Raw genomic sequence first — 26,917 nt, forward strand, 5'->3', positions numbered from 1 at the left:
CTGGCGAGACCGGAATTCAGCTGCCGCTCCCGTTAAGGCCGCTGCGTATCCGGTTGATGGCGGTCGCCAGCGAGAGTGTAGCCATGGCCGGAAACACGAGCGGCGTGAGCGCCGGGACCCACAGGCCGGACGCGATAAGCACGGCGAGGATGCCGAGCGCCAGCGCCCGGTCGCTTTTGCCGAACGGGCCGGCATAGTTGCGCCCGGTTCCGGCGGCGATGCCGAGCACGCCGGCGAACTCAGTGATCATAGCCGCGATCGCAAATGCAACGACACCCCAGGCGGGAAAAATGACGGCAAATGCCAGGATCAAAGCGAGGTCGGAGATCATATCGCAGAGCTCGTTGAGATACATGCCGAGCTTCGAGGCCTGGCCATGTTCCCTTGCGAGCATGCCGTCGATGGCATTCAGCGCCATTCGCGTAAACAGCACGAGCGGCATCAGCAGAAAGACCGCGCGATGGCCTGCAAGGACTGCCACCGCAAGGCCGGCGGCGAGCGAGAGGGCAGCGGCCAGCAGTGTGATCTGGTTGGCGGTGACGCCGGCCCTGGCCAGGCCATCGGCAAGCGGCCGCAGCCTGGCCTGGAAGGCCGGTTTCAGCGCATAAAGCGTCGGCATATGCGAACCCCCCGGCCGCGGTGCAAATGATGTTGGCGAGGATGGTCAATTGGCGCGCAAGACGCAAGGGCGGCGCCCTGCCACTTTTCGACATCCGGATATGTCGGCGCTAGCTTTCCCTGCCATTGTCGCCCGGGAACCGTGCGGGCAAGCTTTCTTCGGCCGCCGCCCAGGCGCGACTATGATAGCGCCGCAGGATGAGAATGCATGTCGCGAAGACCGCCAGCCCGCAAATCACGCCGGGCGACATGCCCCCGCCGAAAGCGGACTTAACAACGATGCCGGTGAAGACGCCGGCAATGGCGCCGTTGATCGTGCCCACCATCCCCGCGGTGGTCATGAAATATTGCAGCGGCGAGGGTCTGAGGCCCTTGTCGACCAGCACCGCCGAGGGGTCGTCATGCCTGGAATTGACGAGGTATCTTTGCAGGACGGGCGCCAGTTCGACGAAATAGTGGCGGATCCTGGCCATGCCGCGGGCATGCACCATGTCCTCGATGGCAACCTGCACCGCGCGCACAAAGGTGACCAGTCCGATGAAGAAAAGGCAAGGCAGCAAGATCAGGCTGAACAACACGAACGGCCTGCCCATCTCCGTGACCTGCGCGACGAAGGACAAGGCAATCGTTGCGCTTGAGACCGAGGTCAGGAACAGATCGGCTCTCTGGTTCGCTTCCTGAATGGTCGCGGCGCGAGCGTTTTGCAGCACGAAATGCTCGGTCGTCAGGCACTGCAGGGCGTGCTGCGCCTGGTCAGGCGGAACCGGAGCGTCGGGAGAACGGGTCATCGACATTTGCCCGCTTCTGCCCGCCGGAACCGACAGGCAGAAGGGACGTCGTCCTACGAGCCGTCAGGACTTGCCGTCGCCGCCGGTGATGGCGATACGCTTGGCCTTTGCCTGGGCGCGCTCCGTCTTGGGCAGCGTCACGCTGAGCACACCGTTCCGGAACGCGGCGTTCACCTTGTCTTCGTCGACTTCGTAGCCGAGCGGGATACGCCGCTCGAAACGGCCATAGAAGCGTTCGGAGAACTGCCTGTCCTTGTCCTCGGTCTCTTCGCGCTTCTCGCCGCGCAGCGTCAGCACGCCGTCATCGAGCAGCAACTCGACGTCTTTCTCGTCCATGCCGGGGATCTCGGCGGTGACGCGGATCTCCTTTTCGCTATCGGAGATTTCGACACTCGGCCAGCTGGCGCGGGCAGCGGAGAAGCCGCCGAGCGACGGCAGCCTCGCGTCGAAGCCGCGGAACGCCTCGTCGAACAGGCGGTTCATTTCGCGATGCAGCGTCAGGAAGGGATCGCCGTCGCCGTTGCGGAACAGGCTGGGGGGCTGATTGTTCTCCCGGCCCCACGGAATGAGATCACGAATAGCCATTGCATAGTCTCCTTTCTCGACTGGTGCATTCAGGCAGCCTGCTTGTTTGCTTCGCCCTGCGCGACCTTCGGCCCGGTCTTCGGCGAGGCGACATCGGTCGCGATGGCGATGCGCCGAGGCTTCATCTCCTCTGGCACCTCACGTACCAGATCGATGCTGAGCAGGCCGTTGTCGAGCGAGGCGCCTGCGACCTTGACGTGATCGGCAAGCTCGAAACGGCGGGTAAAGGGCCGTGTGGCGAGGCCATGATGCAGATACTCCGTGTTGTCCGGCTCCTTGTGCTGGCCGGAGACAATGAGGAGGTTGGGTTCATGAGTGATTTCGAGGTCGTCCTCGGAAAACCCGGCTACGGCGATGGTGACGCGGTAGTTGTTCTCGCCGCTGCGCGCGATGTCATAGGGCGGCCAGGCGTCGAAGGCCTGCGGAGCATTTTCCAGCAGGTTGAAGACGCGGTCGAAGCCGATGCTCGACCGATAGAGCGGGGAAAAGTCGAATGCGGTTCTCATAGCTACATCCTCCATCGAGCAACATAGATACGAGGGGCGCCAAAGAGCTGGCGCTCCCTGGTTCCGCCGGCCCCATTTCGGCGACCGGTGCCTTCGATCTGGTTATTGTCCGCCGCAAGTCAAGACCCGGTGGCTCTCGCGTTGCCGGTTTTTCGGGCCGGTTTTCGGTCGGTTCGGCGAGGCTGCCAATCTAGCCACAAGTGGGGAGATGTCCGGCAGGAGATTGCCTGTTGGTTTCAATTGCCAACGCTGACTTCCCCGGCCGGTTATTGTCTGCAGCAGGTCAAGACCCAGATTTCTTGTGTTGCCGGGCCCGTTCCCGGCACTCGCAGATGGAGCTGACCATGACACGCGACGAGATCATTTCTGTGCTGGGCCCGGTCGACGAAGCCGTGATCGCCGACATTGCGGCGACGGACGGGACGGTCCAGGAATTGCGCGAGGCCCTGGCCTGGATCGCCGCCGACGAGGCGCTGGTGAACGAGGGCCGACCGCTGCCGACGGCAAGGGTAGCGACGCTGATCGAACTGCTGCAAGGGCCGGACGAGGAGGAATAACCGGCTGTTGCCGCGATGCTCTTGAACCGCGCAAAGGGACGAACCATGTCCTTCAGCGGCGCCGGCCGGCCGCCGGTGCCGCCAGCACAACGTTGCTTGCTCAAACAAGAAGACGATCAGAAAACAAGGAGGAAGTGATGGACGACGTCCGCTTCGCCGAGCCGATCACGTTGAAATTCCAATCCAGCGAGCGCAAGGTCGCCAGCAGTTGGGAAGCCATCGAATGCATGCGCCAGCAGTGGCCGGACCGTGCACGCGGCCGGAGCTGGCGCACCGCCTATCGGACCTGCCGCGACGCGCTCGACGGCTGGCGCACCGCGCGTGATGCGCGCAAGGCCTTCGTCAGGGCGGCGCGCAAGGCTGGATTGCTCGCATCGGCCCGTAAGCCTGTCGACCACGCCGGCTAGTCCGGACGCCCGCCGATATTGTGAGATCCAAAACAAAGTGGGGGAGAGTCAGCTACCCCTCTCTCCCGCTTCGGAGGCACTTTGTTTGCTGTCTGGCGGCAGATCGGCTTGCTCCTCAGTGGACGGTGATAATGCCGTTTACGGCCCGCCATTCGGACGGTTGGATCAGACGGTGATGAGCCACGCGCACCGAATGTAGCGGGCCTTCGATCTCGCGCTCCCAGAAATCGAGGAAATGCTTCAGCGTCGGGAAATCAGGGGCGATATCGTATTCCTGCCAGATATAGAGCTGAAGCAGGCTTCGATGATCGGGCAGACGGTAGTGGATCTCCGCCGTGGTGAGGCCAAACCCTTGCATCTGGAGCTGAAAGTCCCTGCTGGTCATGCAATCCTTCCTTTCCCAATGAACCTCGGTCTGCAAAACGCCTCGCCTTCCACATAGGTTCCAGCCGCCGGCAAGCGGCTCAGGAGACGGACAGATTTGGAAATCCGGCCGGGTCATCGCGCCGGAAACGGCGAATGTGCGAACAATTACAGCGTATTGGCACTCTCAGGTGTCGAGTGCTAAAATTTTTGCATGATCCTCTTGAAAGCTGAAAAAAGCGCGACTAGTTCGTATGCGCGCGATGCCTGAAGAAGAGATCGCGCACCCCGTGCCGGGCCGATATTGCCGGTCCGGTCAGGAGGATGTTCGAAGATCTGTTTGTCCCGAGAGGAGAACGACATGGCGTTCCGTCCATTGCATGACCGCATCCTGGTCCGCCGCATCGAGGTCGACGAAAAGACCGCGGGCGGCATCATCATCCCCGACACCGCCAAGGAGAAGCCGCAGGAGGGCGAGGTCATTGCCGCCGGTCCGGGCGCGCGCGACGACAGCGGCCAATTGCAGCCGCTCGACGTCAAGGTCGGCGACCGCATTTTGTTCGGCAAATGGTCCGGCACCGAGATCAAGCTCAATGGCGAGGATCTGCTCATCATGAAAGAGAGCGACGTGCTGGGCGTGATCGAAGCCACGGGCGAGATGAAGAGGGCTGCCTGAGCGGGGCCTGAACAAGCATTCCAGTCAACGAAAAGCTGCCTATCGAGGAGTGTTCCAATGGCTGCCAAAGATGTGAAATTTCATACCGAAGCCCGCGAGAAGATGTTACGCGGTGTCGATATGCTTGCCAATGCGGTGAAGGTGACGCTCGGTCCCAAGGGCCGCAACGTTGTCTTCGACAAATCGTTCGGCGCGCCGCGCATCACCAAGGACGGCGTGACGGTGGCAAAAGAGATCGAGCTCGAGGACAAGTTCGAGAACATGGGCGCTCAGATGGTCCGCGAAGTTGCTTCGAAGACCAGCGACACCGCAGGCGATGGCACCACGACCGCGACGATTCTTGCTCAGGCCATTGTCAGGGAAGGGGCCAAGGCGGTCGCTGCCGGCATGAACCCGATGGATTTGAAGCGCGGCATCGACAAGGCGGTCGACGCCGTGGTCGCCGACCTGAAATCCAATGCCCGCAAGGTGACCAGGAACGACGAAATCGCTCAGGTCGGCGCCATCTCTGCCAATGGCGATGCCGAGATCGGCCGCTTCCTCGCAGAGGCGATGGAAAAGGTTGGCAATGAGGGTGTCATCACTGTCGAGGAAGCGAAGACCGCTGAGACCGAGTTGGAAGTGGTCGAAGGCATGCAGTTCGACCGTGGCTACCTCTCGCCCTATTTCATCACCAATCAGGATAAGATGCGCGTCGAACTCGAAGAACCCTATGTGCTGATCCACGAGAAGAAGCTGTCCAACCTGCAGGCCATGCTTCCTGTGCTCGAAGCCGCCGTGCAATCCGGCAAGCCGCTGTTGATCATCGCCGAGGACGTCGAGGGCGAGGCGCTGGCGACGCTGGTCGTCAACAAGCTGCGCGGCGGCCTGAAGGTCGCGGCCGTCAAGGCACCGGGCTTCGGCGATCGCCGCAAGGCCATGCTGGAGGATATTGCCATCCTGACCGGCGGCACGGCGATCTCGGAGGACCTCGGCATCAAGCTCGAGAACGTCACACTGGAGATGCTCGGCCGCGCCAAGAAGGTGCTGATCGAGAAGGAGAACACCACCATCGTCGACGGCGCCGGCCGCAAGGATGAAATCCATGCGCGCATCAGCCAGATCAAGGCGCAGATCGAGGAAACCACCTCCGACTACGACCGCGAAAAGCTGCAGGAGCGGTTGGCCAAGCTCGCCGGCGGCGTCGCCGTCATCCGTGTCGGCGGCTCGACCGAGATCGAGGTCAAGGAGCGCAAGGATCGCGTCGACGACGCCATGCACGCCACACGCGCGGCGGTTGAGGAGGGCATCCTGCCCGGCGGCGGCGTGGCGCTGCTGAGAGCGGCGAAGGCGCTCGATAACGTCGTCGTCGACAATCCCGATCAGAAGACCGGTGTCGACATCGTGCGTCGCGCCATCGAAGCGCCGGTGCGCCAGATCGCCGAGAATGCCGGCGCCGAAGGTTCGATCATCGTCGGCAAGCTGCGCGAGACGGGCGAGTTCGGCTATGGCTGGAACGCGCAGACCAACGAGTTCGGCGACCTCTACAGTCAAGGCGTCATCGACCCGGCCAAGGTCGTGCGCACTGCTCTCCAGGGTGCCGCCTCTGTTGCCGGCCTGCTGGTGACGACCGAGGCGATGGTGGCCGAGAAGCCGAAGAAGGAAGCTGCCGCGCCGGCCATGCCCGGCGGTGGCGGCATGGACTTCTAAGGCCAGGCTTCCAAAGCGCGACTTCGAAACGGCAGATGGACCGTGTCCGCCAAAAGCGGGCACGGTCTTGCCGGTCCGGGACTAATGCTGAGCAGGTGTTGCCATGGATATGATGGACAGTTTTGGAAAGATCGCGGCGCCGACCCGCCCGAAAAACGATTTCAACTATGAAGCCGACTGCAGGGCGGCGCTGGCGCCTTTGGTCGACGGCTTGCTGGATATGGCCGAGTCGGCCGGCTGGGACCGCCGCAAGGCGGCCTACACGCTGATGTTTCTGTCGGCTCAACGCGTGGGGGCCGGCACGGAGGAGCGCAAATGATCGCGGCGCGGATGCGCGAATGCCTGCGCCTGCTGCGTTGGTCGGAAACCGATTTCGCCGAAGAGGCGGGATACCCGCTCGCCAAGGCAAAGGCGTGGCTCTACGGGCGCGAACATCCGCCGCTGGGCGTGGCGGCCTGGCTCGAGGCGCTGGTCAAGGTGCATCGGCTGCTGCCGCGGCCGGGCATGCAAGCCGTATTGCATTCGCCGATCGACGCCGTCCTGCAGGCGGATCGAAGCGCCCGCGCGGTTGAGTTCCGAAAGGAGCCGATTGAGCCAGGAAAGGAGAGTTTCATGGATCGTGCTTCGTTCGACAAGCCGGTTACCATCCTCGCCGGCCTCGGTACGCCGACGAAGATAGAAAGCGCGGCTGAGGCTTATGCACTTTTGGCTGAGTGGCCGGCAACGAGCCGGACGGCCGCGCATGACATCGCCGCAAAAGCGTGCCGTGCAGCACTGGAAGGAGAGATCGACGCCGAGACGGCGCGCGCCACCTTCGTTGCCTTCGCCCGCCGCAACGACCTGCTTGCGCCGCAGACGAACGGGATGGTTGCCGGCGAGAGCGTTGCTGGCGCGACGGTTGCCGATTGGGCAACGCGCGCACAGCGCGTCAACGCCCCAGCCTGAGCGGTTGGAGAAGTCGCCAATCTCCCCCCTTGAGGGGGAGATGTCGCCGAAGGCGACAGAGGGGGTCGGTACGTCCTGGCGCGACGCCATGTTGGACGAAAGAGAAAGTTGGCGCCTCACGCGCGGCTACCCCCTCTGGCCTGCCGGCCATCTCCCCCTCGAGGGGGGAGATTACGCGCTCAGCCGCTTTCGCCTACTAAGCCATCGGTAGCAGCCGGCGCATGATCAGCGAGGCATGGCCGCCCACCCCGTGTGCAGCCGGCCGGCGCTCGACGACCTCGAAGCCGTGCTTGCGATAGAAGGCGATTGCGCGGTCGTTGCCCTCGATCACTTCCAGGGCGATGCTGGGAATACCCGCATGCGCGGCAAGAACGGCATGCAGCAGGTCGGCGGCAAGGCCGGTGCCGTACTCTGTTTTGTCTATATGGAGCCGCTCGAGCATGACCTCGCCCTTGTCGTCCATCGCTGCCATCGCATAACCGGCGAGCGAGCCGTCAGCCCGCTCGGCGACGAAGGACATCTTGTTGTCATCCCCGAGCTCGGCCGCCAGCCGCTCCGGCGCGTGCTTCTCATCCGACAGCCGTGCCGTCGTCTCGGCACACAGGATCGGCGAATAGGTGTGTCGCCAGGACCCTCCAAGCAGCCGCGACACCGCCGGAACGTCCTGTTCGGTCATGGTTCTTATTTGGGTCATTGGCACCTCGCCCCAGAAACCTGCCCCTTTTGAGCGGAGATGTCCGGCAAGACAGAGAGGTGCTGTCCCGCCGGCCCTGCACGGCTGAGTTCAGCGCACATCCGCGCCGGCCACCATGACTATGTGCTGGCAGACATTGTCGATATCGCGAATGACGTCGTCGTTCCAGAACCGCAGGATAGTCCAGCCCAGCGCTTCAAGCCGTGCGCTTCTGGTAGCGTCCGATATTGAGGCATCGGCCCGGGCATGCTGGGAGCCATCCAGTTCGACAATCAGCTTTTTGTCCGGGCAGGCAAAATCGACAATATGGCCTGCAATTGGCATCTGCCGCCGAAATGCCAGCCCCATGAGTCGATGCGCCCTGACCTCATTCCAGAGCTTCAGCTCGGCATCCGTCATGGCCTTGCGCATCTTGCGCGCATTGCCGCGGTTACGGGGAGGTACGGGATAGTGATTCACTACTTCTATTCCTCAGCGCGAATCTTGCCCATCTTCTCTGTGCTGCGCTTGAACACCCCCCTCTGTCCTGCCGGACATCTCCCCCTCAAGGGGGGAGATTGGCAGCTTCGCCGAAAATTCTCCCTTCTTTAGAGATTGGCGAAAGCTGGAGCGACGTCCAATCTCCCCCCTTGAGGGGGAGATGTCCGGCAGGACAGAGGGGGTGCTGGCCCGCCGACCTGGATAGGCATGGCACCTGTATCACCGCCTTACCCGCGATTTCAGCCAGCGGTCGAAGGCCACGGCGAGGATGAGGATCAGGCCGATGACAATGCTTTGCGTGTAGGACGAGACGTTGTTGAACTGCAGCCCGTTCTGCAGCACGCCGATCAGCCCTGCACCGACCACCGTGCCGCCGACGCTGCCGATGCCGCCGAACAGCGAGGTGCCGCCGATGACGACAGCCGAGATCACTGTCAGCTCGTAGCCGATGCCGGCGACGGCTTCGGAGGAGTTGAGCCGCGCCGACAAAACGAAGGCGGCAAGGCCGGCGAAGAAGCCGACGATGATGTAGACCGAGATCAGGATGCGGTCGACACGCAGGCCGGAGAGTCGTGCCGCCTCGGCATTGCCGCCGACGGCATAGACCGCGCGGCCGTAACGTGTGTAGCGCAGCACGATATGGCAAAGGATCGCGGCAATCGCGAAGATGATCGCCGGCACCGGAACCGGGCCGATCAGGCCGGTACCGAACCAGCGCATCGAGGCGTCGAAACCGGAGATCGGGCCGCCATTGGAAATCGTCAAGGTCAGGCCGCGAAACACGGTGAGGCCGCCAAGCGTGACGACGAAGGGCGGCACTTTCAGCCTGGTGATGGCAAAGCCCTGGACGCCGCCGGCCACGGCGCCGACGACGACGGCGGCGAGAAGGGCGGCGAACCAGCCATAGCCCTGCGTGCCCGACGTCGACAGCGACAGCGTGTTGGCGGTGCCGCCCTTGGCCACCACCGCCGCGACCATGCCGCAGAAGGCGAGCAGCGAGCCGACCGACAGGTCGATGCCGGCGGTGAGGATGACGAAGGTCATGCCGAGCGCGATCAAGCCGGTGATCGAGATCTGGCGCATGATGTTGAACAGGTTGATCGGGTCGATGAAGCTCGGCTTCAGCACGGTGAAGACGACGATCAGCAACCCCAGGAACATCAGCGGGCCGAAGCTCATCAGCAGGCGCGCAATATTGACGCCGCCGCGCTGGCTCCGTTCGGTCGTGCTGGTCATTGCGTTGCTTCCTGCTTCTGGTCGAGCGCCATCAGTTCCATCAGTTTCTCCTCGGTCGCCTCGACGCCGGGCATCTCGCCGGTAATGCGCCCGCGCCGCATGGTGACGATCCTGTCCGACACCGCAAGCACTTCGGGCAGCTCGGACGAGATCATCATGATGGCGATGCCGCGCGCGGCGAGCTCCACCAGGATCTGGTGCACTTCCGCCTTGGCGCCGACATCGACGCCGCGCGTCGGTTCATCGACGATCAGCACCTTGGGATCGCGCGCCAGCCAGCGGGCGAGGATCACCTTCTGCTGGTTGCCGCCGGACAGGCCCTCGATCGCCTGCTCGGGCGAAGCCATGCGGATCGACAGCATCTTCCTGTAGTTCGCCAGCGCCTCGCGTTCGCGCCGCTCGGCCATGAAGCCGACACTGGAGTAGCGGTCGAGCGCGGCGATCGAGAAATTGGTGAGGATGGCGAGTGCTGCGAAGATTGCCTGGTGCTTGCGGTCTTCCGGAACCAGCCCGATGCCGAGTTCGATGGCGTCGGCGGGTGAGGCGGGCGCGATCGGCTTGCCGTCGAGCCTGATGGTGCCGGCTGCAATGCGGTCGGCGCCGAAGATGGCGCGGGCGAGCTCGGTGCGGCCGGAGCCGACGAGGCCGGCGACGCCGAGGATTTCGCCCGCCTTGAGGTCGAGATCGACGCCTTCGAGCACGATGGCGTGCGGCGCCTGCGGATCGCGCACCGTGCGCAGGCCGCGCACCGAGAGCCGGACGTCGCCGGCGACGTCGCGCTGCGTCGGCCTGGCATAGAGCTCGGAAGCGGCGCGGCCGACCATCTTCTCGATGATCTTCGGCAGTTTGATCGGCCCGCCTTCGCGGTCGAGATGGCCGGCCAGCCTGCCGTCGCGCAGCACCGTCATGCGATCGCAGATCGCCGAGGCCTCCTCCAGCCGGTGGGTGACGAACATGATGGCGACGCCATCCTTGCGCAGCCGGTCCATGATCGACATCAGCCTGTGCACTTCGGTTTCGGTCAGCGCAGAGGTCGGCTCGTCCATGATAATCAAGCGGCTCTTCAGCGACAGCGCGCGGGCGATCTCGACCAGCTGCTGCTCGGCCACCGACAGCGCCGACACCGGCGTCGCCGGGTCGAGGTCGAGGCCGACGCGAGCGATGATCGCGCGTGAGTCTTCCACCATCTTTCGCCAGCTGACCAGCCCGAACCGGCCGAGCGGCGCGCGACCGATGAAGATGTTCTCCGCTACCGTCAGCGTCGGGATCAGGCTCAGTTCCTGGTAGATTGTTACGATGCCGTGGCGCTTGGCATCCTGCGGATTGTGCGGGCTGAATTCGACCCCATCGAAGACGATGCGGCCGCTGGACGGCGGCATCACGCCGGACAGGATCTTGAGCAGCGTCGATTTGCCGGCTCCGTTCTCGCCGAGCAGGCCGAGAATCTCGCCGGGGCGGACTTCGAGCGAAACGTCGTTCAGCGCGGTGACGCCGGCAAAGCGCTTGGTCACGCCCTCGACGGTGAGCAGGGCGGGAGAGGGCGCGATGGCGGCTGCCTTGGGCAAAGTTTGCTCCTGGATTGCGATTGTCGGCGGGTCAGCGCCCCCCTCTGTCCTACCGGACATCTCCCCCACGAGGGGGGAGATTGGATGTCTTTCGCCAATCTTCCTGCGTTGCAGAAAAGGCGCCATCGGCGAAGCTTCCGATCTCCCCCCAAGTGGGGGAGATGCCCGGCAGGGCAGAGGGGGGCGCGACAGAATGCTACTTTTGCCGCTGCGCGCCCTTTGTGCAACCTCACTTCGTCTCGCCCAGCCTCTCCGCCTTGTCGAGATTGTCCTTGCCGATGACGATCGGCGTCAAAAGCACCAGCTTTTCCTTCGGCTCGGTCTTGTCCCTGGCGTAGGCGACCGCGATCTGCACCGCAGTGCGCGATTGTTCGCCGGGGAATTGCTCGACCGTTCCGGCCAGCTTGCCGTCGCGCACGGCGACCAGCGCTTCGGGAAGCGCGTCGAAGCCGTAGATCTTGACGTCGGTGAAGTTGCGCGCCGCGCAGGCTTCAACCGCGCCAAGCGCCATGTCGTCATTGGCGCAGATGATCGCGTCGGGCTTGCCGTTGGCGGCAAGGCCGGCCTCGGTGACGGACAGCGCCTCGGCGCGGGCGAAGTTGGCGGTCTGCTCGAAGATGATCTGGTACTTGTCCTTCATCGGATCGAGGACGTTGTGCACACCCTTGTTGCGGTCGATCGCCGGGCCGGCACCGGGCTGGCCCTGCAGATGGAAGATCTTGGCGCCGTTCGGGAATGCCGCCACCATGGCCTTCGCTTCGGCCTCGCCGCCCTTGACGTTGTCGGCGCCGACATGGGCAAGGATGCCCTCGACGCCTTCGACACGGCGGTCGATGGTGACGACGGGAACGCCGGCCTTGACCGCTTCCTCGATGGCTGGGGCCAGCGCATTGACGTCGAGCGGCGAGATGACGATGGCGTTGACCTTCTGCACGAGCGCCGCTTCGATATCGGCGGTCTGCTTGGGCGCCGAGTTCTGGCCGTCGCTTTCGACCAGGTTGACGCCCTGCGCCTGGGCTTCCGCCTTGATCTGGTTCAGCATGTGCACGAAGAACGGAAAGCCGAGGCTCGGCACCGAACCCAGGATGGTCAGCTTGTCCTGGGCAAAAGCCAGTTGCGGGGCGGCCAGCGCTAAAGCGCCCATCGCCGCGGTCGACAGCAGGAATTCACGTCTGTTGATCAATTTAGTCTCCTCCCAGATGAGCGCACGACCCGAAACCGGAATGGGTTTTCCGGAAGGTTCCTTGCGTCGATTCAAAAATGGAGTGTCCTTCGAGCGCCCAACTCGTGTTTGAAGGGACGCAACGGCGCTCCAGCCGGTCCACCGCGACGTTCTCCTCCGCTCGGTGCCTGCCGGCGGATGCTAGCCAAGGCCGGAGCTTTGCGCAAGAACACGCTACCGCGCGCGGCTCGCAGCGACCGCCAAATTGACAGCCGACACGCTCTCGGCCATCCTTAAGGCACGCCGCCTTGCGGCTTGTGCGTGAGTAACCAGCATGGCCAGTTCCGTCGCCAGTCAGAAATCCAAGCGCGCCGCGGTGCGGAACGCGCTCGACCGCCACAAGGTGTACATCACCGCGCAGCGTTTTTCGGCCGGCAGCTACAGCGCGCGGGTGCTGGTCAACGGCGAGGCCTATTGGGTCGACGAATTCCGGCTCAGCCAGCTGCAGCAGGGCCTGTCGCCGGCCGAGCTCGAATTGACGCCGGCCACCGACGATTGAGCGGCATGACGCCGACCTGCCGCATGCTGACAAAATGATTCAAGACATGCGCATCAAGCCGTTGTTTTTGCGCAAGAGCATGTGGCCGTGACCGCCCCGCCAAAGCTCAAGGCTTATCGCGCCAAGCGCGAGTTCACGAGGACGTCGGAACCCGCCGGCGGGCTGGTTGCCGGGGAAGGCAACCGCTTCGTCGTTCACAAGCACCACGCCACCGCCGACCACTACGACCTTCGCCTGCAGGTCGGCGACGTGCTGAAGAGCTGGGCGGTGCCGCGCGGCCCGTCGCTCAACCCCGCCGACAAACGGCTGGCGGTCGAGACCGAGGACCATCCGCTCGAGTATATCGACTTCGAAGGTGTCATTCCCGAAGGCGAATATGGCGGCGGGCCGATGATCGTCTGGGACACCGGCGTCTGGGCGCCGATGGACGATGTCGAGAAGAGCCTGCGCACCGGTTCCTTCAAGTTCCGCCTCGCCGGCGAAAAGCTGAATGGCGGCTGGATGCTGACGCGGCTGAAACCGAAGCCCGGCGAGGATGCGGGCAAGAAGAACTGGCTGCTGTTCAAGGAGCGCGATCTCGCCGCCGACGCCAAGCTCGACATATTGGAAGCCCGGCCGGAAAGCGTCAAATCCGGACGCCGCATCGAGGAACTGGCGGCAACGCCGAAGCCGGCCGCCAAGCCTGCCAGGCCGGTGGTGCTGAAGCCTGGTGCTTTGCCGGGCGCCGTCAAGGCGCCGCTGCCCACCCGCATCGAGCCGCAACTGGCGACGCAGGTTTCGAAACCGCCGGGCGGCGATGACCCAGCGGCCCGAACGGGCGAAGTCTGGCTGCACGAGATCAAATTCGATGGCTACCGCACCATGGCGCATCTCGCTAACGGCGCAGTCAGGCTGATCACCCGCGCCGGCCTCGACTGGACGAAGCGCTATGGCGACCTGCCGCTTGCCTTCGCCAGGCTGCCGTGCCGCGAGGCGATCATCGACGGCGAGGTCGTCGCGCTCGACGCCAAGGGCATCAGCCGCTTTGCCCTTTTGCAGAATGCGCTGGCCGAAGGCGCCGGCAACAGGCTCCACTTCTACGCCTTCGATCTTCTGTATCTCGACGGCTGGGACCTGAGACAAGCGCCGCTCCGCCGGCGCAAGGCGCTGCTTTCGCAATTGCTGTCCGGTCTCGGCGCCAATTCGGCCATCCAGCTCAGCGATCATGTCGAAGGAGACGGCCAGGCACTTTATGACCAGGCATCCGAGATGGGGCTCGAGGGTGTCGTCTCCAAGCGCGCCACGGCAATCTACCAGAGCGGCCGTACCAAGACCTGGACCAAGACCAAGGCGCTTCAGACCGGCGATTTCGTTATCGCCGGTTACACTGTCTCCGACGCGGCCGAGGGGCTGGCCGCACTCGGCCTCGGCGAATTCGAGGATGGCGAATTGCACTATCGCGGCAAGGTCGGCACCGGCTTCGATGCGGGAACCGCCGGCGAATTGCTGGCCCGGCTGGAGCCTTTGCGCGCCGGGGCGTCCGCGCCGGAAGGCGTTCCGCGCGAGATCATGCGCGAGATGAACTGGGTGCGGCCGCTGCTTTCGGCGCACATCCACTACGCCAACCGGACCACCGACAATGCGCTGCGCCATGCGGTGTTCCGCGGCCTGCGCGACGTCGGCCTGTCGACGCCGGTTTCGGCCAAGCGCAAGCGGCTGATCGCCGAGGCCGATCTCGCCACCATCTGGGTGACCAACCCGACGCGACGGCTGTTCGGCAAGACCGGCCCGACCAAGCTCGACATTGCCGTCTACTACGCGCTGGTCGGCGATTTCATGCTGCCGCACATTCTCGGCCGGCCGGTGTCGCTGGTGCGCTGCCCGACCGGCAGGCCGCAGGACTGTTTCTTCCAGCGCCACGCCTTCACCGGCATGCCGTCCTCTGTGGCGACTTTCGAAGCGACCAATTCGGAGGGCGAGACCAAATCCTATCTCTCGGTGGAAGACGCCAAGGGCTATCTGGCGCTGGCGCAGTTCGGTGTCGTCGAGTTCCACACCTGGGGCACCCATCGCACGCGGCTCGACAAGCCGGACCTGATCGTTTTCGACCTCGACCCAGGCGAGGGGATCGCCTGGCGCGAGGTGGTTGAGGCGGCGGTGCACATTAAGGGCGAGCTGGAAGAGCTAGGGCTGGTGCCGTTCGCCAAGACGTCCGGCGGCCACGGCATCCACATATCAGTGCCGGTGACGCAAAAGCAGAACTGGAAGAAATTGCACCAGGCGACCAGCGCCATCTCGACGCATCTTGCCGCCACCGCGCCCGACACTTTCACCACCACCATGGGCAAGGATAACCGCAAGCGGCGCATCTTCATCGATTATCACCGCAATGCGCGCGGCCACACCTCGGCGGCTCCCTATTCGCTGCGCGCCCGCACCAATTTGCCAGCCTCGACACCGGTGAGCTGGAGCGACCTGGCGACCATCGACGCCCCGCAGGATCTGAATTATTCGTCACTGCCGGGCCTGCTGGCGACGTCAGGCGACCCTTGGGCCGACATGGAAAATTTCGCCCGGGATTTGCCGGTGGTCAAGTAAGCGGGCTTTGCAGAACTAGGGTTCCTCGCCCCGCGAAAGCCGGGAGAGGTGGCCGCATAGCGGACGGAGAGGGGTCTTCGCCGGCGGAGGAAGAGATTCTCTTGTGGGCGAAGGGGCGCCATTCCCCTCTCCGTCTCGGCTTCGCCGAGCCACCTCTCCCCACTTTCGTGGGGCGAGGAACCAAGTTCTGCGAGCGCGGCTCCAGACTCCATCGACGCTCCGGAAAATTTGAATTAATCTTCCCGCCGGGTCCCACCGCCGACCCCTCAGCCGAGATGGAAGATTTCGCTAGGGATTTGCCGGTATTGTAAGGGCAATGTAGGATTTCGGCAGCCGCATTCGTCCTCGGGACGAATGAACGCTGCGAACAGTTCGACAGCACAAGGCCGCGTAGGAGTATTTCATGGCGCCCAGGGCAAGTTGGAAAGGTTACCTCAAGCTCAGTCTGGTCAGCTGTCCGGTCCGGCTCTATCCGGCGACGAGCGCGAGTGAACGCATCAGCTTCAACCAGCTGCACAAGAAGACGCACAACCGCATCAACATGAAGCCGGTCGACCCCGAGCTCGGGCTGGTCGAGCGTTCGGACCTGGTCAAGGGCTACGAATACGAGGACAAGCAGTACATCATCATCGAGGACTCCGATCTCGATGCGGTGCGCATCGAATCCAGCCATACGATGAACATCGAGGCTTTTGTCGACGAGCATTCGGTCGACGTCATCTATCAGGACGCGCCCTATTACCTGGCGCCGGACGGCGCAATGGCCGAGGAGACCTTTGCCGTGTTGCGCGAAGCGATGCGCAAATCCGGCAAGCTGGCGATCGCCCGCCTGGTGCTGTCCAGCCGCGAGCGCGTGGTGACGATCGGCGCGCGCGAGAACGGCATGTTCGTCTGCACCTTGAGGAATCCGAACGAAGTGCGTGGCACGGCTGAGTATTTCGGCAATATCCCGGCCGGAAACCCCGATCCCGAAATGCTGCAATTGGCCGAGGCGCTGATCAAGCAGAAGGAAACCACCTTCGATCCGAAGAATTACGAGGACCGCTACGAGATCGCGCTGATGGCGATGATCCGCGAGAAGCTGAAGGGCCATAAGCCGATCATCGCGGCGGCCCCGGAGCGCGGCAATGTCATCAATCTCATGGACGCGCTGAAGGCGAGCCTGTCGCAATCGGCCAAGCCGCCGGCCAAGTCGAAGAGCAAGGCCGATGAAACGGCCAAGCCCGCGGCGAAATCCGCCAAGGCCGGCGCTGGCGCGGCCAAGGAAAACCCGCTCAAGGCGAACCTTCTCAAAGCCGTCGGCAAGAGCAAGGCGTGACGGCTCTCGCCGGCACGGTCTTCGGCATCGTCGGCGCGCTGGCGGCCTTTCCGCTCAGGCTGGCGGCGCGCGAGGTCGAGCGCCAGCACGGCCAGTTGCGGCGCGGCGTCACTCGGCGCACCACACATGTCGTGTTGGGCCGCAAGTTGCTCGCCAAAGCCGGCGATGGCGAGATCGAGCGTCGCGCTGCTGCGGAGCGCGCGGCCGGGCGCAAGCTGGTCAGCGAGAACGGCTTCCTGCGCCTGCTCGGCCTGATGAAAGCGCCGGAGGCTTCGGCGCTGTCGCGGCAGTCGCTGATCGACCAGTCGCGGCTGACCGGCGAGGATCTCGACCTTTTGTCGCTGTTCGATGCCTTCGAGCATGATTGCGAACCGTATTCCTTTCGCGACCTGATCCTCGCCCGCAAATATGCCGGGCTGGTTGCCGGCGGCGCCTCGTGGGGGGCGATTGCGCGCTCGGTGCACCGCTCGGGCCCGGTCGCCTCGCTCACCGCCAAGTCGCTCGCCGTCGGCTCGCAGCACGGGCGGGCCGATGCGATCTATCTCGAAGGCGGCCAGAGCGAACTCGACGGCCAGCTGCTGTTCGATCTGGGAACGCAGGATGACGACACGCTGGAAGAGCTGTTCGCCGATGCCGAGGCGGCGGAAGGGGCTGAAGAGCACGAGCAGGCGGCGGCGCTCTACCAGCGCTGCCTGGCCATCGACCCAAGCGATGCCATCGCCGCCTTCAACCGCGCCAACTGCCTGCGCGCCGCCGGCCAGGCGGCCGAGGCGGCGCACGACTATGCCCGCGCCATAAAGCTCGATCCCGGCTTCGTCGAGGCCTGGTTCAATCTCGCCGGGCTGATGAGCGAAGAGGGGCGGGTAGCCTCGGCGCGCCGCCATTTGCTGAAGGCGATCGCACTCGATCCCAATTATGCCGACGCGGTGTTCAACCTTGCCAGGCTGGAGTTCGACGCCGGCAATCTCGCCGAGGCGCGGCGTCGCTGGGTGCGCTACCTCGAGCTCGACGCCAATTCCGAATGGGCGCGCACGGCCGCGCGGGGAATCCAGTTTGTCGATTTGCAGCTGGCGCGGATGTCGGCAGGGTGAGGTAGTAGCGCCTCCTTCTCCCCTTGTGGGAGAAGGTGGCTCGGCGCGCAGCGCCGAGACGGTTGAGGGGTGTTGGAAGAAATGAGGCGTCGGCGTTCCCTGGAACACCCCTCATCCGACCGAGCTTCGCTCGGCCACCTTCTCCCACAAGGGGAGAAGGGGTCACCAGCGTTGGAGTCCCCATGACCACCTTCCTCTTCGATGGCCCCGACACCGCCCCAATCACCATCCTGCTCGCCCATGGCGCAGGCGCTCCTATGGACTCCCCTTCGCTGACAGCCACGGCAAAGGCGCTGGCCGAGGCCGGCTTCCGCGTTGCGCGCTTTGAATTCCACTACATGGCGGCTCGCCGCTACGGCCACCGCAAGCCGCCGCCGCGCGCCGAGACGGTTAACCCGGAATACGTCAAGGCGATCGCCGACCTCCGGGCGAAGGGCGTGAAGGGTCCGCTGATCATCGGCGGCAAGTCGATGGGCGGACGCGTCGCTTCGATGATCGCCGACGAGATGTTTTCGAAGGGCGAGATTTCAGGGCTGCTTTGTCTCGGCTATCCCTTCCATCCGCCTGACAAACCGACGCAGCTTCGGACAAAACACCTGGCCGATCTCAAGACGCCGACATTGATCTTCCAGGGCACGCGCGACGAGTTCGGGACCAAAGACGAGGTCGCGACCTATGCTTTGTCCGATGCAATCGAGATCTTCTGGCTGGAAGACGGCGACCATGATCTGAAGCCGCGCAAAAACATCTCCGGCTTCTCCACCGCCGATCATCTGAAGACGCTCGCTGATGCGGTGAAGGCGTGGACCGAACGCATCGTGCGCTGAAGCAGGCCGATGAAGATCGCCACCTTCAACGTCAACAACATCAACAGCCGGCTGCCGAACCTGCTCGCATGGCTGGCTGCCGCCAAACCCGACATCGCCTGCCTGCAGGAGCTCAAGGCGAGACAGACGCAGTTTCCGCGCACTGCGCTGGCGGCGGCCGGCTACGGCGCGGTTTGGGTCGGGCAGCCGACCTGGAACGGCGTCGCCATCCTTTCGCGTGGCGCAGAACCCGTTCTGACCCGCGAGGCGCTGCCCGGCGACGATAGCGACCAGCAGGCGCGCTACATCGAAGCGGCGGTCAACGGCATCGTCGTCGCCTGCCTCTACGCGCCGAACGGCAATCCGCAGCCCGGCCCGAAATTCCAGTACAAGCTCAACTGGCACGAAAGGCTGGAGGCGCATGCGGCGCAGTTGCTCGACACCGGCCTGTCGGTGGTACTGGCCGGCGACTACAACATCGTGCCCGAGCCGCGCGACATCTACCCGACCCGCTCCTATGACGACAACGCGCTGGTCCAGCCGGAAAGCCGCGCATCGTTCCAGCGGCTGCTCGACCAGGGCTGGCTTGACGCGCTGCGCAAGAAGCACCCGAATGAGACGCTCTACACATTCTGGGACTATCGCCGCAACCGCTGGCCGCGCGATGCCGGCCTGCGCCTCGACCATATCTTGCTCAGCAAGAAGCTGTCGCGCCGGCTGGTAGCGGCGGGCATCGACCGCGACGTGCGCGGCGAGACCGGCGCCAGCGATCATGCGCCGGTCTGGGTGGAGTTGAAGTGAGGCACGGAGGCTGGCGCCGCCTTTCCGGGCGGCAACCAGTCAAGTTGGCCGCGCCGCTTCGCGGGCGAACGCCTCGATCAGAGGTGCGTATCCCTCAAGGTCGGGCTGCGTAGCGAAACTGTGGCTAGCGGCGGTCGAAGCCCAGGGCAGCTTTTCCGACGTGAAGACTTCGACGAAAGGCACGTACCATTGGTGCTCGTCCAGCATGGTCGCACGAATGTTGACGAAAAAGTCCAGGCCATGCGGGCGCGTGAACATCCAGTTCTTGCAATGCGGGCAATAGAGCTGCCGGTGCGGGCCGTGCAGGCCGCCGACCACCGGCTCGCCTTGCGTTATGGCAAAACCGTCGCTCGGCACGGCGATGGTCAGGGAATATGCGCTGGCGCTCAGCTTCTGGCAGCCGGTGCAGTGACACGCCATCGTCAGCAAGGGCGGGGCGCTGATGCGAAAGCGTATTCCGGCGCACAGGCAACCGCCGCCCCAAGGTAGCTTCCAATCGTCCATTGCTGGCCTCGCGTTAGCCTCTGCCAGCGATCTAGCGCACGACCGGCCTCCCGGCAAACGCGGCGATGCCTGCGGCTGCTGCCGAAGGGCTGGGGTGGACTTGAGCCATCACCGACAGCCAGGCGCCGAGCGCCATCATTGCAGAGCGGATAGATGAACAGGTTTGCTGACAGGCTGCTTGCAGCCCTCATGATCGTGATCGGCACGGCTTGCTTCATCGAGGCGTATCTGGCGCTGGGCGAGGCGTGCTCGCGAGGTGCCGAACGGCCTCAGTTTCACCGCCGGCAGACCGGCAACCAGCTCGCCATGTTCGACAGCCAGTCCGGCCCGATCTATGCGGTTGCCTTTGCCGCGGGCGGCACGGTGCTGACCGGCGGCTACGACCGCAGCATCAGGGACTGGCCGGCTGGCGGCGCCGATAGGATGGTGCTTTTCGCCGGGGCGCCGGATTGATTGCGGGATATCCAATTTCGTCGCCGGGGCTTGGACACCCCCACTGTTGCGCTGGGCAACCGCATTTGGATTCTTGCGAAGATGGACCCCCACCCTAACCCTCCCCACAAGGGGGAGGGAATGCTTCCGCGCGCCCTTACTTCCCCTTTGGCGCCGAAAGGCAGGCAATTTGCCGAGGTCAGCGCCAACGGAAGTCTCCCTCCCCCTTGTGGGGAGGGGTTAGGGGTGGGGGTCCATCGTAGAGCGAAAGTCTCGGCTTTCCATCTGCCATAGCCCTGCGCTGGTGGGGGGAGATCGGCAGCTCCAGCGTCGGCTTCGGCGCGTATACTTGACCCGCCTACCACCAGCGCTATGTTCGCGGCCATGTCAGAGACCAGCCCCGCGGCCACCGTGCCGCTCATCGTGATCGATCTTCAGACCGGCATGTTCGACGGTGTTGCCGAACCGCCGATCCATGATGCCGACGGCATCGTTGCCCGCACCCGCGCGCTGATCGAATGGGCGCGGCGCAGCGGGCGCAAAGTCGCCTTCATCAGGCATGACGGGCCGCAGGGCGATCCTCTGGCGCCGGGTGAGCCGGGCTGGCCGGTGTGGCCGGCGCTCGGCCAGGCCGAGGACGAGCCGACTTTCGCCAAGTGTGTCGGCGATGCGTTCAGCAATGCCGCCCTTGCAGAATGGGTGGCCGGGCAGGGCGCCGGCGAGGTCGTTCTGATCGGCGCGCAGACCGATTTCTGCGTGGCGGCCACGGTGAAGGGCGCCTTTGCAGCGGGCCTGGGCGTCACCGTGGTTTCCGACGCCCACAGCACGCTCGACGCGGCCAGCGAGACCGCCGCGGAGATCATCGCCCGGCACAATGCGGCATTTGCCGCCGCCGGGGTCAAGCTGGCGACGACAAAAGCCCTGACCGATAGCTGATCCGCCGGCTCATCCCTACGCCGTCAAAGCCTGATCCAGCCGGGAAGCAACTGGCGGGTTCAGACAATTTGGCGCGGGGCGCCTCACTACTGCGGGCTTCCGCCGGCGCGGTCTATCGCGTATTGGCGCAGGAACTCTCCTTTGGCCTTCCCCGGAAAACCATGATTCGTCTCGAAAGCATCAGCAAGCAGAACGGCAGGCAGATCGTCTTCATCGAAGCCTCCGCCGCGTTGCAGAAGGGCGAGAAGGTCGGGCTGGTCGGGCCTAACGGCGCCGGCAAGACGACGCTGTTTCGCATGATCAACGGCGAGGAGCAGCCCGACGAAGGCCAGGTCTCGGTCGATCGCGGCGTCACCATCGGCTATTTCAGCCAGGATGTCGGCGACATGGAAGGCCGCAGTGCGGTGGCCGAAGTGATGGACGGCGCCGGACCGGTCAGCGAAGTGGCGGCCGAGATGCGCGAGCTCGAGCACGCCATGGGCGACCCTGACCAGGCCGACCAGATGGACGAGATCATCGCCCGCTACGGCGAGGCGCAGCACCGCTTCGAGGAGCTCGACGGCTACGCGCTGGATGGCCGGGCGCGCGAGGTGCTGGACGGCCTCGGCTTCAGCCAGGAGATGATGGACGGCGACGTCGGCAAGCTGTCCGGCGGCTGGAAAATGCGCGTGGCACTGGCCAGGATCCTTTTGATGCGGCCCGACGCCATGCTGCTCGACGAGCCGAGCAACCATCTCGACCTGGAAAGCCTGATCTGGCTGGAGCAGTTCCTGAAGAACTATGACGGCGCGCTGCTGATGACCTCGCACGACCGCGAGTTCATGAACCGCATCGTCAACAAGGTGGTCGAGATCGACGGCGGTTCGCTGACCGCTTACTCCGGCAACTACGAATTCTACCAGCAGCAGCGGGCGATTGCCGACAGGCAGCAGCAGGCGCAGTTCGAGCGCCAGCAGGCGATGCTGGCCAAGGAGATCGCCTTCATCGAGCGCTTCAAGGCGCGTGCCTCGCATGCCGCCCAGGTACAGAGCCGGGTGAAGAAGCTGGACAAGATCGACCGGGTCGAGCCGCCCAAGCGCCGCCAGAAGGTATCGTTCGACTTCCAGCCGGCGCCGCGCTGCGGCGAGGACGTGGTGACGCTGAAGAACGTGCACAAGGGCTATGGCAGCCGCTCGATCTACGAGGGATTGGATTTTCAGGTGCGCCGCCGCGAGCGCTGGTGCATCATGGGCGTCAACGGCGCCGGCAAGTCGACGCTGCTGAAGCTGGTCGCTGGCGCTTCCGAGCCGGACAATGGCACGGTGGCGCGCGGGCCCAGCGTCAAGATGGGCTATTTCGCCCAGCACGCCATGGAAGTGCTGGAGGGCGAGCGCACCGTGTTCCAGACGCTGGAAGATGCGTTTCCGCAGGCCGGCCAAGCACCGCTCAGGGCGCTGGCCGGCTGCTTCGGCTTTTCCGGCGACGAGATCGAGAAGAAATGCCGCGTGCTGTCGGGCGGCGAGAAGGCGCGGCTGGTGATGGCGCTGATGCTGTTCGATCCGCCCAATTTGCTGGTGCTGGACGAGCCGACCAACCACCTCGACATCGCCACCAAGGAGATGCTGATCACGGCACTGTCGCAGTACGAGGGAACCATGCTGTTCGTCTCGCACGACCGCCATTTCCTGGCGGCGCTGTCGAACCGGGTGCTGGAACTGACGCCCGAGGGCATCCACACCTATGGCGGCGGCTATACCGAATATGTCGAGCGCACCGGGCAGGAGGCGCCGGGGTTGCGGAGCTGAGGCCGGCTCTGCCGCGCACGGTCACGTAGACGCTCGATTCCGGGGGCCAAGCACGAGGTGCTCAGCCATGTATCGCAATTTCGCGCAGCGGATCGCCGCCGTCGATGAACAGCCGGCCTTGCGCGGTCAACGCCGCCTTGAGCCGTCGCAGGGCAATTTTTCCTGCTTCGGGATGACGCCCGTCCAGCGCGCCGACGCGCACGGCAACGGCAATGTCGAAGTGCTTCTCATCGGCCTCCAACTCGAAGTCCTCGATGGCGATCTGGCGAAGGCTCAGCCGGCCTGCTGCAATCTCGGCGCGCGAGGCGGCCCCGGCCTGCGCGATGGCCTTGGCCGAGCGGTCGATCGCCAGCACGTGCCCGCCGCCGATCCGGCGCGCGATCTCGCGCGCTGCAGCACCCGGTCCGCAGCCGATCTCCAGCACTCGCATGCCCTGCCGCAAAGGCAGCGCATTGACGATCTCCAAAAGCCTTGGCGACAAGTCGTTCGCCATACGCTGTTCTCCAGCTTTTTCACAATCCGAGATTAGCGACCGCGGCCGGCGACGGGAAGGCCGAGAGACGCGGGCATCGCCGATGTGTTCAGCTGGCATGTTCAGCTGGGTGCTGCTTGAGCAGGGGGCATGATCGACATCGAAGAGGCCGACGATCCGGTCTCGACCGCGGGCGACCGGGCGGGCCCGAGCGGCCGGGCGGGCCCGAGCGGCCCGGCGTCGTTGACCTGAGGGGTAGGGAGGGAACTGGCGCCGAGCCTAACCGGTTGGGGGGTAGATCACCGGCCGTTTATGTGTATACGCTCAAGCTAATATAAGAGCAAGCTAATGTTTTGCGTCAGCGATGTTGGACGATTGTTCTGATCATGGCCGGTTGTGGCTTCCTGCCGCGCCCTCCAATCCGGCCAAACACCGCTTATTGCCTTCAAGTCCTGGCTTCAATGCTGTACCCCGGCCCGAAATTCAAGGAGCCTGCGATGACCTCACATCCCGACATCCCCGACGCCAGCATGGCGGTCGATGCGGCCGGCGTGGCAGCCGATGACCGGCGCGCTCGCGAGGCGGATGCCGCATGGCGGGACGATGTTCGCGAGGGCGTGCGGCAGGTAGGCGATCTGGATTCGCTGCCGCTGTCGCCAGCCGAGCGGGCGGCGGCCAAAGCCGCGGCCACGCGCCACAAGGTTCGCATTCCCAAGGCCTATCTCGACCTGATCGACTGGAACGACCCCGCCGATCCGATACGGCTTCAGGTCATCCCGTCGCCCGACGAACTGGCAGAGCAGGAGGGCGAACTCGACGATCCGATCGCCGACCACGCCTTCAGTCCCGTGCCTAGATTGACGCATCGACATGCCGACCGGGTTCTGTTGTTCCCGACCTATCAATGCGCGGTCTATTGCCGGTTCTGCTTTCGCAAGGAGCAGTTGACCTCGATCGGCCGGGGTTTTTCGCGCGAGGCGCTGGAGCCGGCCTTCGCCTATATCGCGGCCCATCCGGAAATCCGCGAGGTGATCCTGACCGGCGGCGACCCGCTGTCGCTGCCGGACAGGGCGCTGGCGGAAATCCGCGCCCGTGTCGAGGCGATCCAGCATGTGCGGCTGTTGCGCATCCACACTCGCGTACCCGTCGCGCTGCCGTCGCGCGTCACCGGCGGGTTGATTCAAGCCTTGCAGGGCCGGCTGATAGTCACTGTCGTCACCCATTTCAACCATCCACGCGAAATCACGGAGGCGACCGAGCGGGCCTGCCGCACGTTGCGGCAGGGCGGCTTCGTGCTGCTGAACCAGAGCGTTCTGCTGAAAGGCGTGAACGATACGGTCGAGGTGCTGGAAGAGCTGTGCCGCGAGCTGATGTATCGCCTTGGCGTCAAACCCTATTACCTGCACCACGGCGATCTCGTGCGCGGCATGGCGCACCGGCGCACCACGATCGCCGCGGGCCAGGCGCTGGTCAGCGCCTTGCGTGCGCGCCTGTCGGGCATCTGCAATCCCGTCTACGTGCTGGACCTGCCGGACGGCGGAGGGAAAGTCCCGCTCGGCCCGTCCTATCTCGAGGCGCGCGAAGGGGAGACGTGGCGAATACGTGGGCTTGATGGGGCGGTGAGGGCGTATAGGGAGGTTGCTGGGGAGTAGGGGACGCGCAGCCGCTGTCCAAGCCAGCCCACCTTGGTGACCTGACATGCAGCCCTTCATCACGGAAGCATGCGTTAACTGCTGTTCTATTTGGTGCTTGCGCAATTGCTAAAATAGTGAAAACGTTGGCCCGGGGTAATGGGTTAGGGGAGTTCGTCCCGGCTGTTGCGAGTTTCGGGGCGGCGCAGAAAAGTCATGAACTTTCCACAGTTCCTGGTGGGGCTGACCACCACATCGTCCATCGTGGCGATCTCGACTTACTTTGCGACGGGTTCAATCTGGAAGACGCTGGCCTGGACGATCTTGACCTTGATCGTCATGCAGGTTGGATATTTCCTGTTCGTCGTCCGGTTGATCTACGGATCCGGGGCGAAAGGCGCGGCGGCAAAGCCGCGGCGTCTGAGGGCTGTGCCGCCGAACCGTCGAGGTCGCATTCAGCTTATGCAGTAATGTCCCATATAGATATCATGGTCTAGACAGGACATGTTCGGTTCTGGGAATGTGCGTTGGACGTTCCGCTAGTTTAGCCAACTAATATATATCGCCCAACTCATATCGTCGTTTTTGGGCTAGCGGGAAAACCTGCCTGCTGCTTGTACGACTGTGCCTAAGGCCACATTTTACAACCGGCTGGCAAGCTCCCTTTCGTTGATGCAGCCTAAATCCGGCTGGTGTTTTCGATGGGCGGTTGAGGCTATAAAGCCGTTCACCCGGGCGGCATCGAGATGCATTTCGGCCGGTCGAGAGGGTTGTGGTGATCGACGGAACGCCAAACGTGATCTTGCTGATCGGCAGCGCCCCCGATGTCGTGCGTTGCGCCGCCTGGCCCAAGCAGGCCTTCGGCAAGATCGTCGCCATCAACAACGCCTGGCGCGTGCGGCCCGACTGGGATTTCCTGGTCCATGCCGGCGATTTCCCGGCGGAGCGGATGCCGCAAGGCGGTCCCCTGCAGCAGGCGCAGATCTTCAGCGCCTCGCATTACGTGCCGGCGCAAAACAGCTTTGGCGGCTTCGTCTATGCCGGGGGCACCATGTCGATGACGGCGGCCTACTGGACGATCCACAGTCAGAAGCCGGACGTGCTGGCATTCCTTGGCTGCGACATGATTTACGACCAGCCCGGCAACACGCATTTTTACGGCGTCGGCCGTGCCGATCCGCTGCGCAACGACGTCACCCTGCGCAACCTCGAGGCGAAGTCGGCCCGCCTGCTCATCCATGCGCTTCGGCGCGGCTGCCTGTGCGTCAACCTATCTGACCTGCCGCGCAGCCGGCTGATCTTCCCGCGGCTGACGCTCGATGAAGTCGGCGCGCTTTCTTCCTCGCGGCTTTCGGAAATGAAGGCCGAGATGCTTGCCGGCCTGCGGCTCGATCAGGCGGAGGAGGCCGACAGGATCGAGAAGGATCTCGGCTATTTCTTCGAGGACGGCATGTACTGGAAGCACCTCAAAAAGCTCGACGAGAAATTCCTGGCCAATATCGACCGGCTGTGGATGGCGGCGGTGAAGGCGAGCTTGAGCAGTCGGCCGAAGCTCCCGATCTCCCCCCTTGTGGCAGGGCAATCGCATTTGGATTCTTACGAAGATGGACCCCCACCCTAACCCTCCCCACAGATAGTGTGCTGAAGGTTCTGCAAAAAGTTTTGGAGAGAGAACGGGGCTTGCTCTGAGGGGCGAGCGGCCATGGCACGGTGGTGACGTTGCGATCACCGATTC

At 64.2% G+C, this 26,917-nt stretch carries 30 protein-coding genes; 18 read left to right on the forward strand and 12 right to left on the reverse strand.

What is annotated here, in order from left to right:
- Positions 1 to 16 precede the first annotated feature (16 nt).
- From NKH28_RS29090 to NKH28_RS29105, 4 genes are all read right to left on the reverse strand, one after another.
- The gene (locus tag NKH28_RS29090; protein WP_352501216.1) at positions 17 to 619 is read right to left on the reverse strand and encodes a CDP-alcohol phosphatidyltransferase family protein; all 603 of its coding nucleotides are present in this window, start codon (positions 617 to 619) and stop codon (positions 17 to 19) included.
- Positions 620 to 728: 109 nt separating this feature from the next.
- Positions 729 to 1,412, reverse strand: coding sequence for a hypothetical protein (locus NKH28_RS29095; RefSeq protein WP_352980997.1), 684 nt, complete (start codon positions 1,410 to 1,412; stop codon positions 729 to 731).
- Positions 1,413 to 1,469: 57 nt separating this feature from the next.
- On the reverse strand, positions 1,470 to 1,991 hold the full coding sequence (locus NKH28_RS29100) for an Hsp20/alpha crystallin family protein (RefSeq protein WP_352472123.1): 522 nt from the start codon (positions 1,989 to 1,991) through the stop codon (positions 1,470 to 1,472).
- A 29-nt stretch (positions 1,992 to 2,020) separates the two neighbouring features.
- Positions 2,021 to 2,497, reverse strand: coding sequence for an Hsp20 family protein (locus NKH28_RS29105; protein ID WP_352472122.1), 477 nt, complete (start codon positions 2,495 to 2,497; stop codon positions 2,021 to 2,023).
- 344 nt (positions 2,498 to 2,841) lie between these two features.
- Between NKH28_RS29105 and NKH28_RS29110 the strand changes: the two genes are divergently transcribed.
- Positions 2,842 to 3,054, forward strand: coding sequence for a hypothetical protein (locus NKH28_RS29110; RefSeq protein WP_245274651.1), 213 nt, complete (start codon positions 2,842 to 2,844; stop codon positions 3,052 to 3,054).
- Between the two features lie 137 nt (positions 3,055 to 3,191).
- Positions 3,192 to 3,461, forward strand: coding sequence for a DUF982 domain-containing protein (locus NKH28_RS29115; RefSeq protein ID WP_352472120.1), 270 nt, complete (start codon positions 3,192 to 3,194; stop codon positions 3,459 to 3,461).
- 115 nt (positions 3,462 to 3,576) lie between these two features.
- Here the strand turns inward: NKH28_RS29115 and NKH28_RS29120 are convergent, their stop codons facing one another.
- Positions 3,577 to 3,846 carry an usg protein gene (locus NKH28_RS29120; RefSeq protein WP_352457304.1) on the reverse strand — a complete coding sequence of 90 codons (270 nt, stop codon included), beginning with the start codon at positions 3,844 to 3,846 and terminating at the stop codon, positions 3,577 to 3,579.
- Between the two features lie 339 nt (positions 3,847 to 4,185).
- On the opposite strand from NKH28_RS29120, the gene NKH28_RS29125 reads away from it, so the two are divergent.
- From NKH28_RS29125 to NKH28_RS34555, 4 genes are all read left to right on the forward strand, one after another.
- Entirely contained in the window at positions 4,186 to 4,500 is a 315-nt protein-coding gene (locus NKH28_RS29125) for a co-chaperone GroES (RefSeq protein ID WP_352472118.1), read from the forward strand.
- 57 nt (positions 4,501 to 4,557) lie between these two features.
- Entirely contained in the window at positions 4,558 to 6,189 is a 1,632-nt protein-coding gene (gene groL / locus NKH28_RS29130) for a chaperonin GroEL (protein ID WP_352472117.1), read from the forward strand.
- 103 nt (positions 6,190 to 6,292) lie between these two features.
- Positions 6,293 to 6,508 carry a hypothetical protein gene (locus tag NKH28_RS29135; RefSeq protein WP_254819654.1) on the forward strand — a complete coding sequence of 72 codons (216 nt, stop codon included), beginning with the start codon at positions 6,293 to 6,295 and terminating at the stop codon, positions 6,506 to 6,508.
- Positions 6,505 to 7,134, forward strand: coding sequence for a DUF982 domain-containing protein (locus NKH28_RS34555; RefSeq protein ID WP_502906678.1), 630 nt, complete (start codon positions 6,505 to 6,507; stop codon positions 7,132 to 7,134). The genes NKH28_RS29135 and NKH28_RS34555 overlap by 4 nt, the downstream gene beginning before the upstream one ends.
- A 196-nt stretch (positions 7,135 to 7,330) precedes the next feature.
- On the opposite strand, the gene NKH28_RS29145 is transcribed toward NKH28_RS34555, so the two are convergent.
- From NKH28_RS29145 to NKH28_RS29165, 5 genes are all read right to left on the reverse strand, one after another.
- Complete coding sequence (locus NKH28_RS29145) at positions 7,331 to 7,810, reverse strand: GNAT family N-acetyltransferase (protein ID WP_352980998.1); 480 nt, start codon at positions 7,808 to 7,810, stop codon at positions 7,331 to 7,333.
- A gap of 108 nt (positions 7,811 to 7,918) precedes the next feature.
- Complete coding sequence (locus NKH28_RS29150) at positions 7,919 to 8,287, reverse strand: endonuclease domain-containing protein (RefSeq protein WP_352472114.1); 369 nt, start codon at positions 8,285 to 8,287, stop codon at positions 7,919 to 7,921.
- A gap of 240 nt (positions 8,288 to 8,527) precedes the next feature.
- On the reverse strand, positions 8,528 to 9,544 hold the full coding sequence (locus NKH28_RS29155) for an ABC transporter permease (protein WP_352685164.1): 1,017 nt from the start codon (positions 9,542 to 9,544) through the stop codon (positions 8,528 to 8,530).
- A complete protein-coding gene (locus NKH28_RS29160) occupies positions 9,541 to 11,109 on the reverse strand; it encodes a sugar ABC transporter ATP-binding protein (protein ID WP_352920190.1) in 1,569 nt (522 codons plus the stop codon). Before NKH28_RS29160 ends, NKH28_RS29155 begins: the two co-directional genes overlap by 4 nt.
- 229 nt (positions 11,110 to 11,338) lie before the next feature.
- Positions 11,339 to 12,289, reverse strand: coding sequence for a substrate-binding domain-containing protein (locus NKH28_RS29165; protein ID WP_352472200.1), 951 nt, complete (start codon positions 12,287 to 12,289; stop codon positions 11,339 to 11,341).
- 316 nt (positions 12,290 to 12,605) lie between these two features.
- Between NKH28_RS29165 and NKH28_RS29170 the strand changes: the two genes are divergently transcribed.
- The 6 genes from NKH28_RS29170 (at position 12,606) to NKH28_RS29195 (ending at position 19,423) form a co-directional block, all read left to right on the forward strand.
- Positions 12,606 to 12,830: a hypothetical protein gene (locus NKH28_RS29170; protein WP_352472112.1), complete on the forward strand. Its 225-nt coding sequence runs from the start codon at positions 12,606 to 12,608 to the stop codon at positions 12,828 to 12,830.
- A gap of 87 nt (positions 12,831 to 12,917) precedes the next feature.
- Entirely contained in the window at positions 12,918 to 15,407 is a 2,490-nt protein-coding gene (gene ligD, locus NKH28_RS29175; RefSeq protein WP_352980999.1) for a DNA ligase D, read from the forward strand.
- Positions 15,408 to 15,810: 403 nt separating this feature from the next.
- Positions 15,811 to 16,725 carry a non-homologous end joining protein Ku gene (gene ku / locus NKH28_RS29180; protein WP_352981000.1) on the forward strand — a complete coding sequence of 305 codons (915 nt, stop codon included), beginning with the start codon at positions 15,811 to 15,813 and terminating at the stop codon, positions 16,723 to 16,725.
- Complete coding sequence (locus NKH28_RS29185; RefSeq protein ID WP_352981001.1) at positions 16,722 to 17,816, forward strand: tetratricopeptide repeat protein; 1,095 nt, start codon at positions 16,722 to 16,724, stop codon at positions 17,814 to 17,816. The genes ku and NKH28_RS29185 overlap by 4 nt, the downstream gene beginning before the upstream one ends.
- Before the next feature lie 182 nt (positions 17,817 to 17,998).
- Positions 17,999 to 18,643: an alpha/beta hydrolase family protein gene (locus tag NKH28_RS29190; RefSeq protein ID WP_352981002.1), complete on the forward strand. Its 645-nt coding sequence runs from the start codon at positions 17,999 to 18,001 to the stop codon at positions 18,641 to 18,643.
- Between the two features lie 9 nt (positions 18,644 to 18,652).
- Positions 18,653 to 19,423, forward strand: coding sequence for an exodeoxyribonuclease III (locus NKH28_RS29195; protein ID WP_352490951.1), 771 nt, complete (start codon positions 18,653 to 18,655; stop codon positions 19,421 to 19,423).
- Positions 19,424 to 19,462: 39 nt separating this feature from the next.
- On the opposite strand, the gene NKH28_RS29200 is transcribed toward NKH28_RS29195, so the two are convergent.
- Positions 19,463 to 19,927: a GFA family protein gene (locus NKH28_RS29200; protein ID WP_352927675.1), complete on the reverse strand. Its 465-nt coding sequence runs from the start codon at positions 19,925 to 19,927 to the stop codon at positions 19,463 to 19,465.
- A gap of 153 nt (positions 19,928 to 20,080) precedes the next feature.
- On the opposite strand from NKH28_RS29200, the gene NKH28_RS29205 reads away from it, so the two are divergent.
- From NKH28_RS29205 to NKH28_RS29215, 3 genes are all read left to right on the forward strand, one after another.
- On the forward strand, positions 20,081 to 20,380 hold the full coding sequence (locus NKH28_RS29205) for a WD40 repeat domain-containing protein (RefSeq protein WP_352501204.1): 300 nt from the start codon (positions 20,081 to 20,083) through the stop codon (positions 20,378 to 20,380).
- Positions 20,381 to 20,743: 363 nt separating this feature from the next.
- The gene (locus NKH28_RS29210; protein ID WP_352920177.1) at positions 20,744 to 21,295 is read left to right on the forward strand and encodes an isochorismatase family protein; all 552 of its coding nucleotides are present in this window, start codon (positions 20,744 to 20,746) and stop codon (positions 21,293 to 21,295) included.
- A gap of 161 nt (positions 21,296 to 21,456) precedes the next feature.
- Entirely contained in the window at positions 21,457 to 23,079 is a 1,623-nt protein-coding gene (locus NKH28_RS29215; protein WP_352472101.1) for an ABC-F family ATP-binding cassette domain-containing protein, read from the forward strand.
- Between the two features lie 61 nt (positions 23,080 to 23,140).
- Here the strand turns inward: NKH28_RS29215 and NKH28_RS29220 are convergent, their stop codons facing one another.
- Positions 23,141 to 23,572: an SAM-dependent methyltransferase gene (locus tag NKH28_RS29220; protein WP_023675692.1), complete on the reverse strand. Its 432-nt coding sequence runs from the start codon at positions 23,570 to 23,572 to the stop codon at positions 23,141 to 23,143.
- A gap of 509 nt (positions 23,573 to 24,081) precedes the next feature.
- On the opposite strand from NKH28_RS29220, the gene NKH28_RS29225 reads away from it, so the two are divergent.
- The 3 genes from NKH28_RS29225 (at position 24,082) to NKH28_RS29235 (ending at position 26,803) form a co-directional block, all read left to right on the forward strand.
- A complete protein-coding gene (locus tag NKH28_RS29225; protein ID WP_502898643.1) occupies positions 24,082 to 25,203 on the forward strand; it encodes a KamA family radical SAM protein in 1,122 nt (373 codons plus the stop codon).
- A 195-nt stretch (positions 25,204 to 25,398) separates the two neighbouring features.
- Positions 25,399 to 25,653: an exopolysaccharide production repressor protein gene (locus NKH28_RS29230; RefSeq protein ID WP_352472098.1), complete on the forward strand. Its 255-nt coding sequence runs from the start codon at positions 25,399 to 25,401 to the stop codon at positions 25,651 to 25,653.
- Between the two features lie 325 nt (positions 25,654 to 25,978).
- On the forward strand, positions 25,979 to 26,803 hold the full coding sequence (locus NKH28_RS29235; RefSeq protein WP_352981003.1) for a hypothetical protein: 825 nt from the start codon (positions 25,979 to 25,981) through the stop codon (positions 26,801 to 26,803).
- Positions 26,804 to 26,917 lie beyond the last annotated feature (114 nt).

Source organism: Mesorhizobium sp. M1227 (assembly GCF_040318315.1).
In the GTDB taxonomy this organism is placed as follows: Bacteria; Pseudomonadota; Alphaproteobacteria; order Rhizobiales; family Rhizobiaceae; genus Mesorhizobium.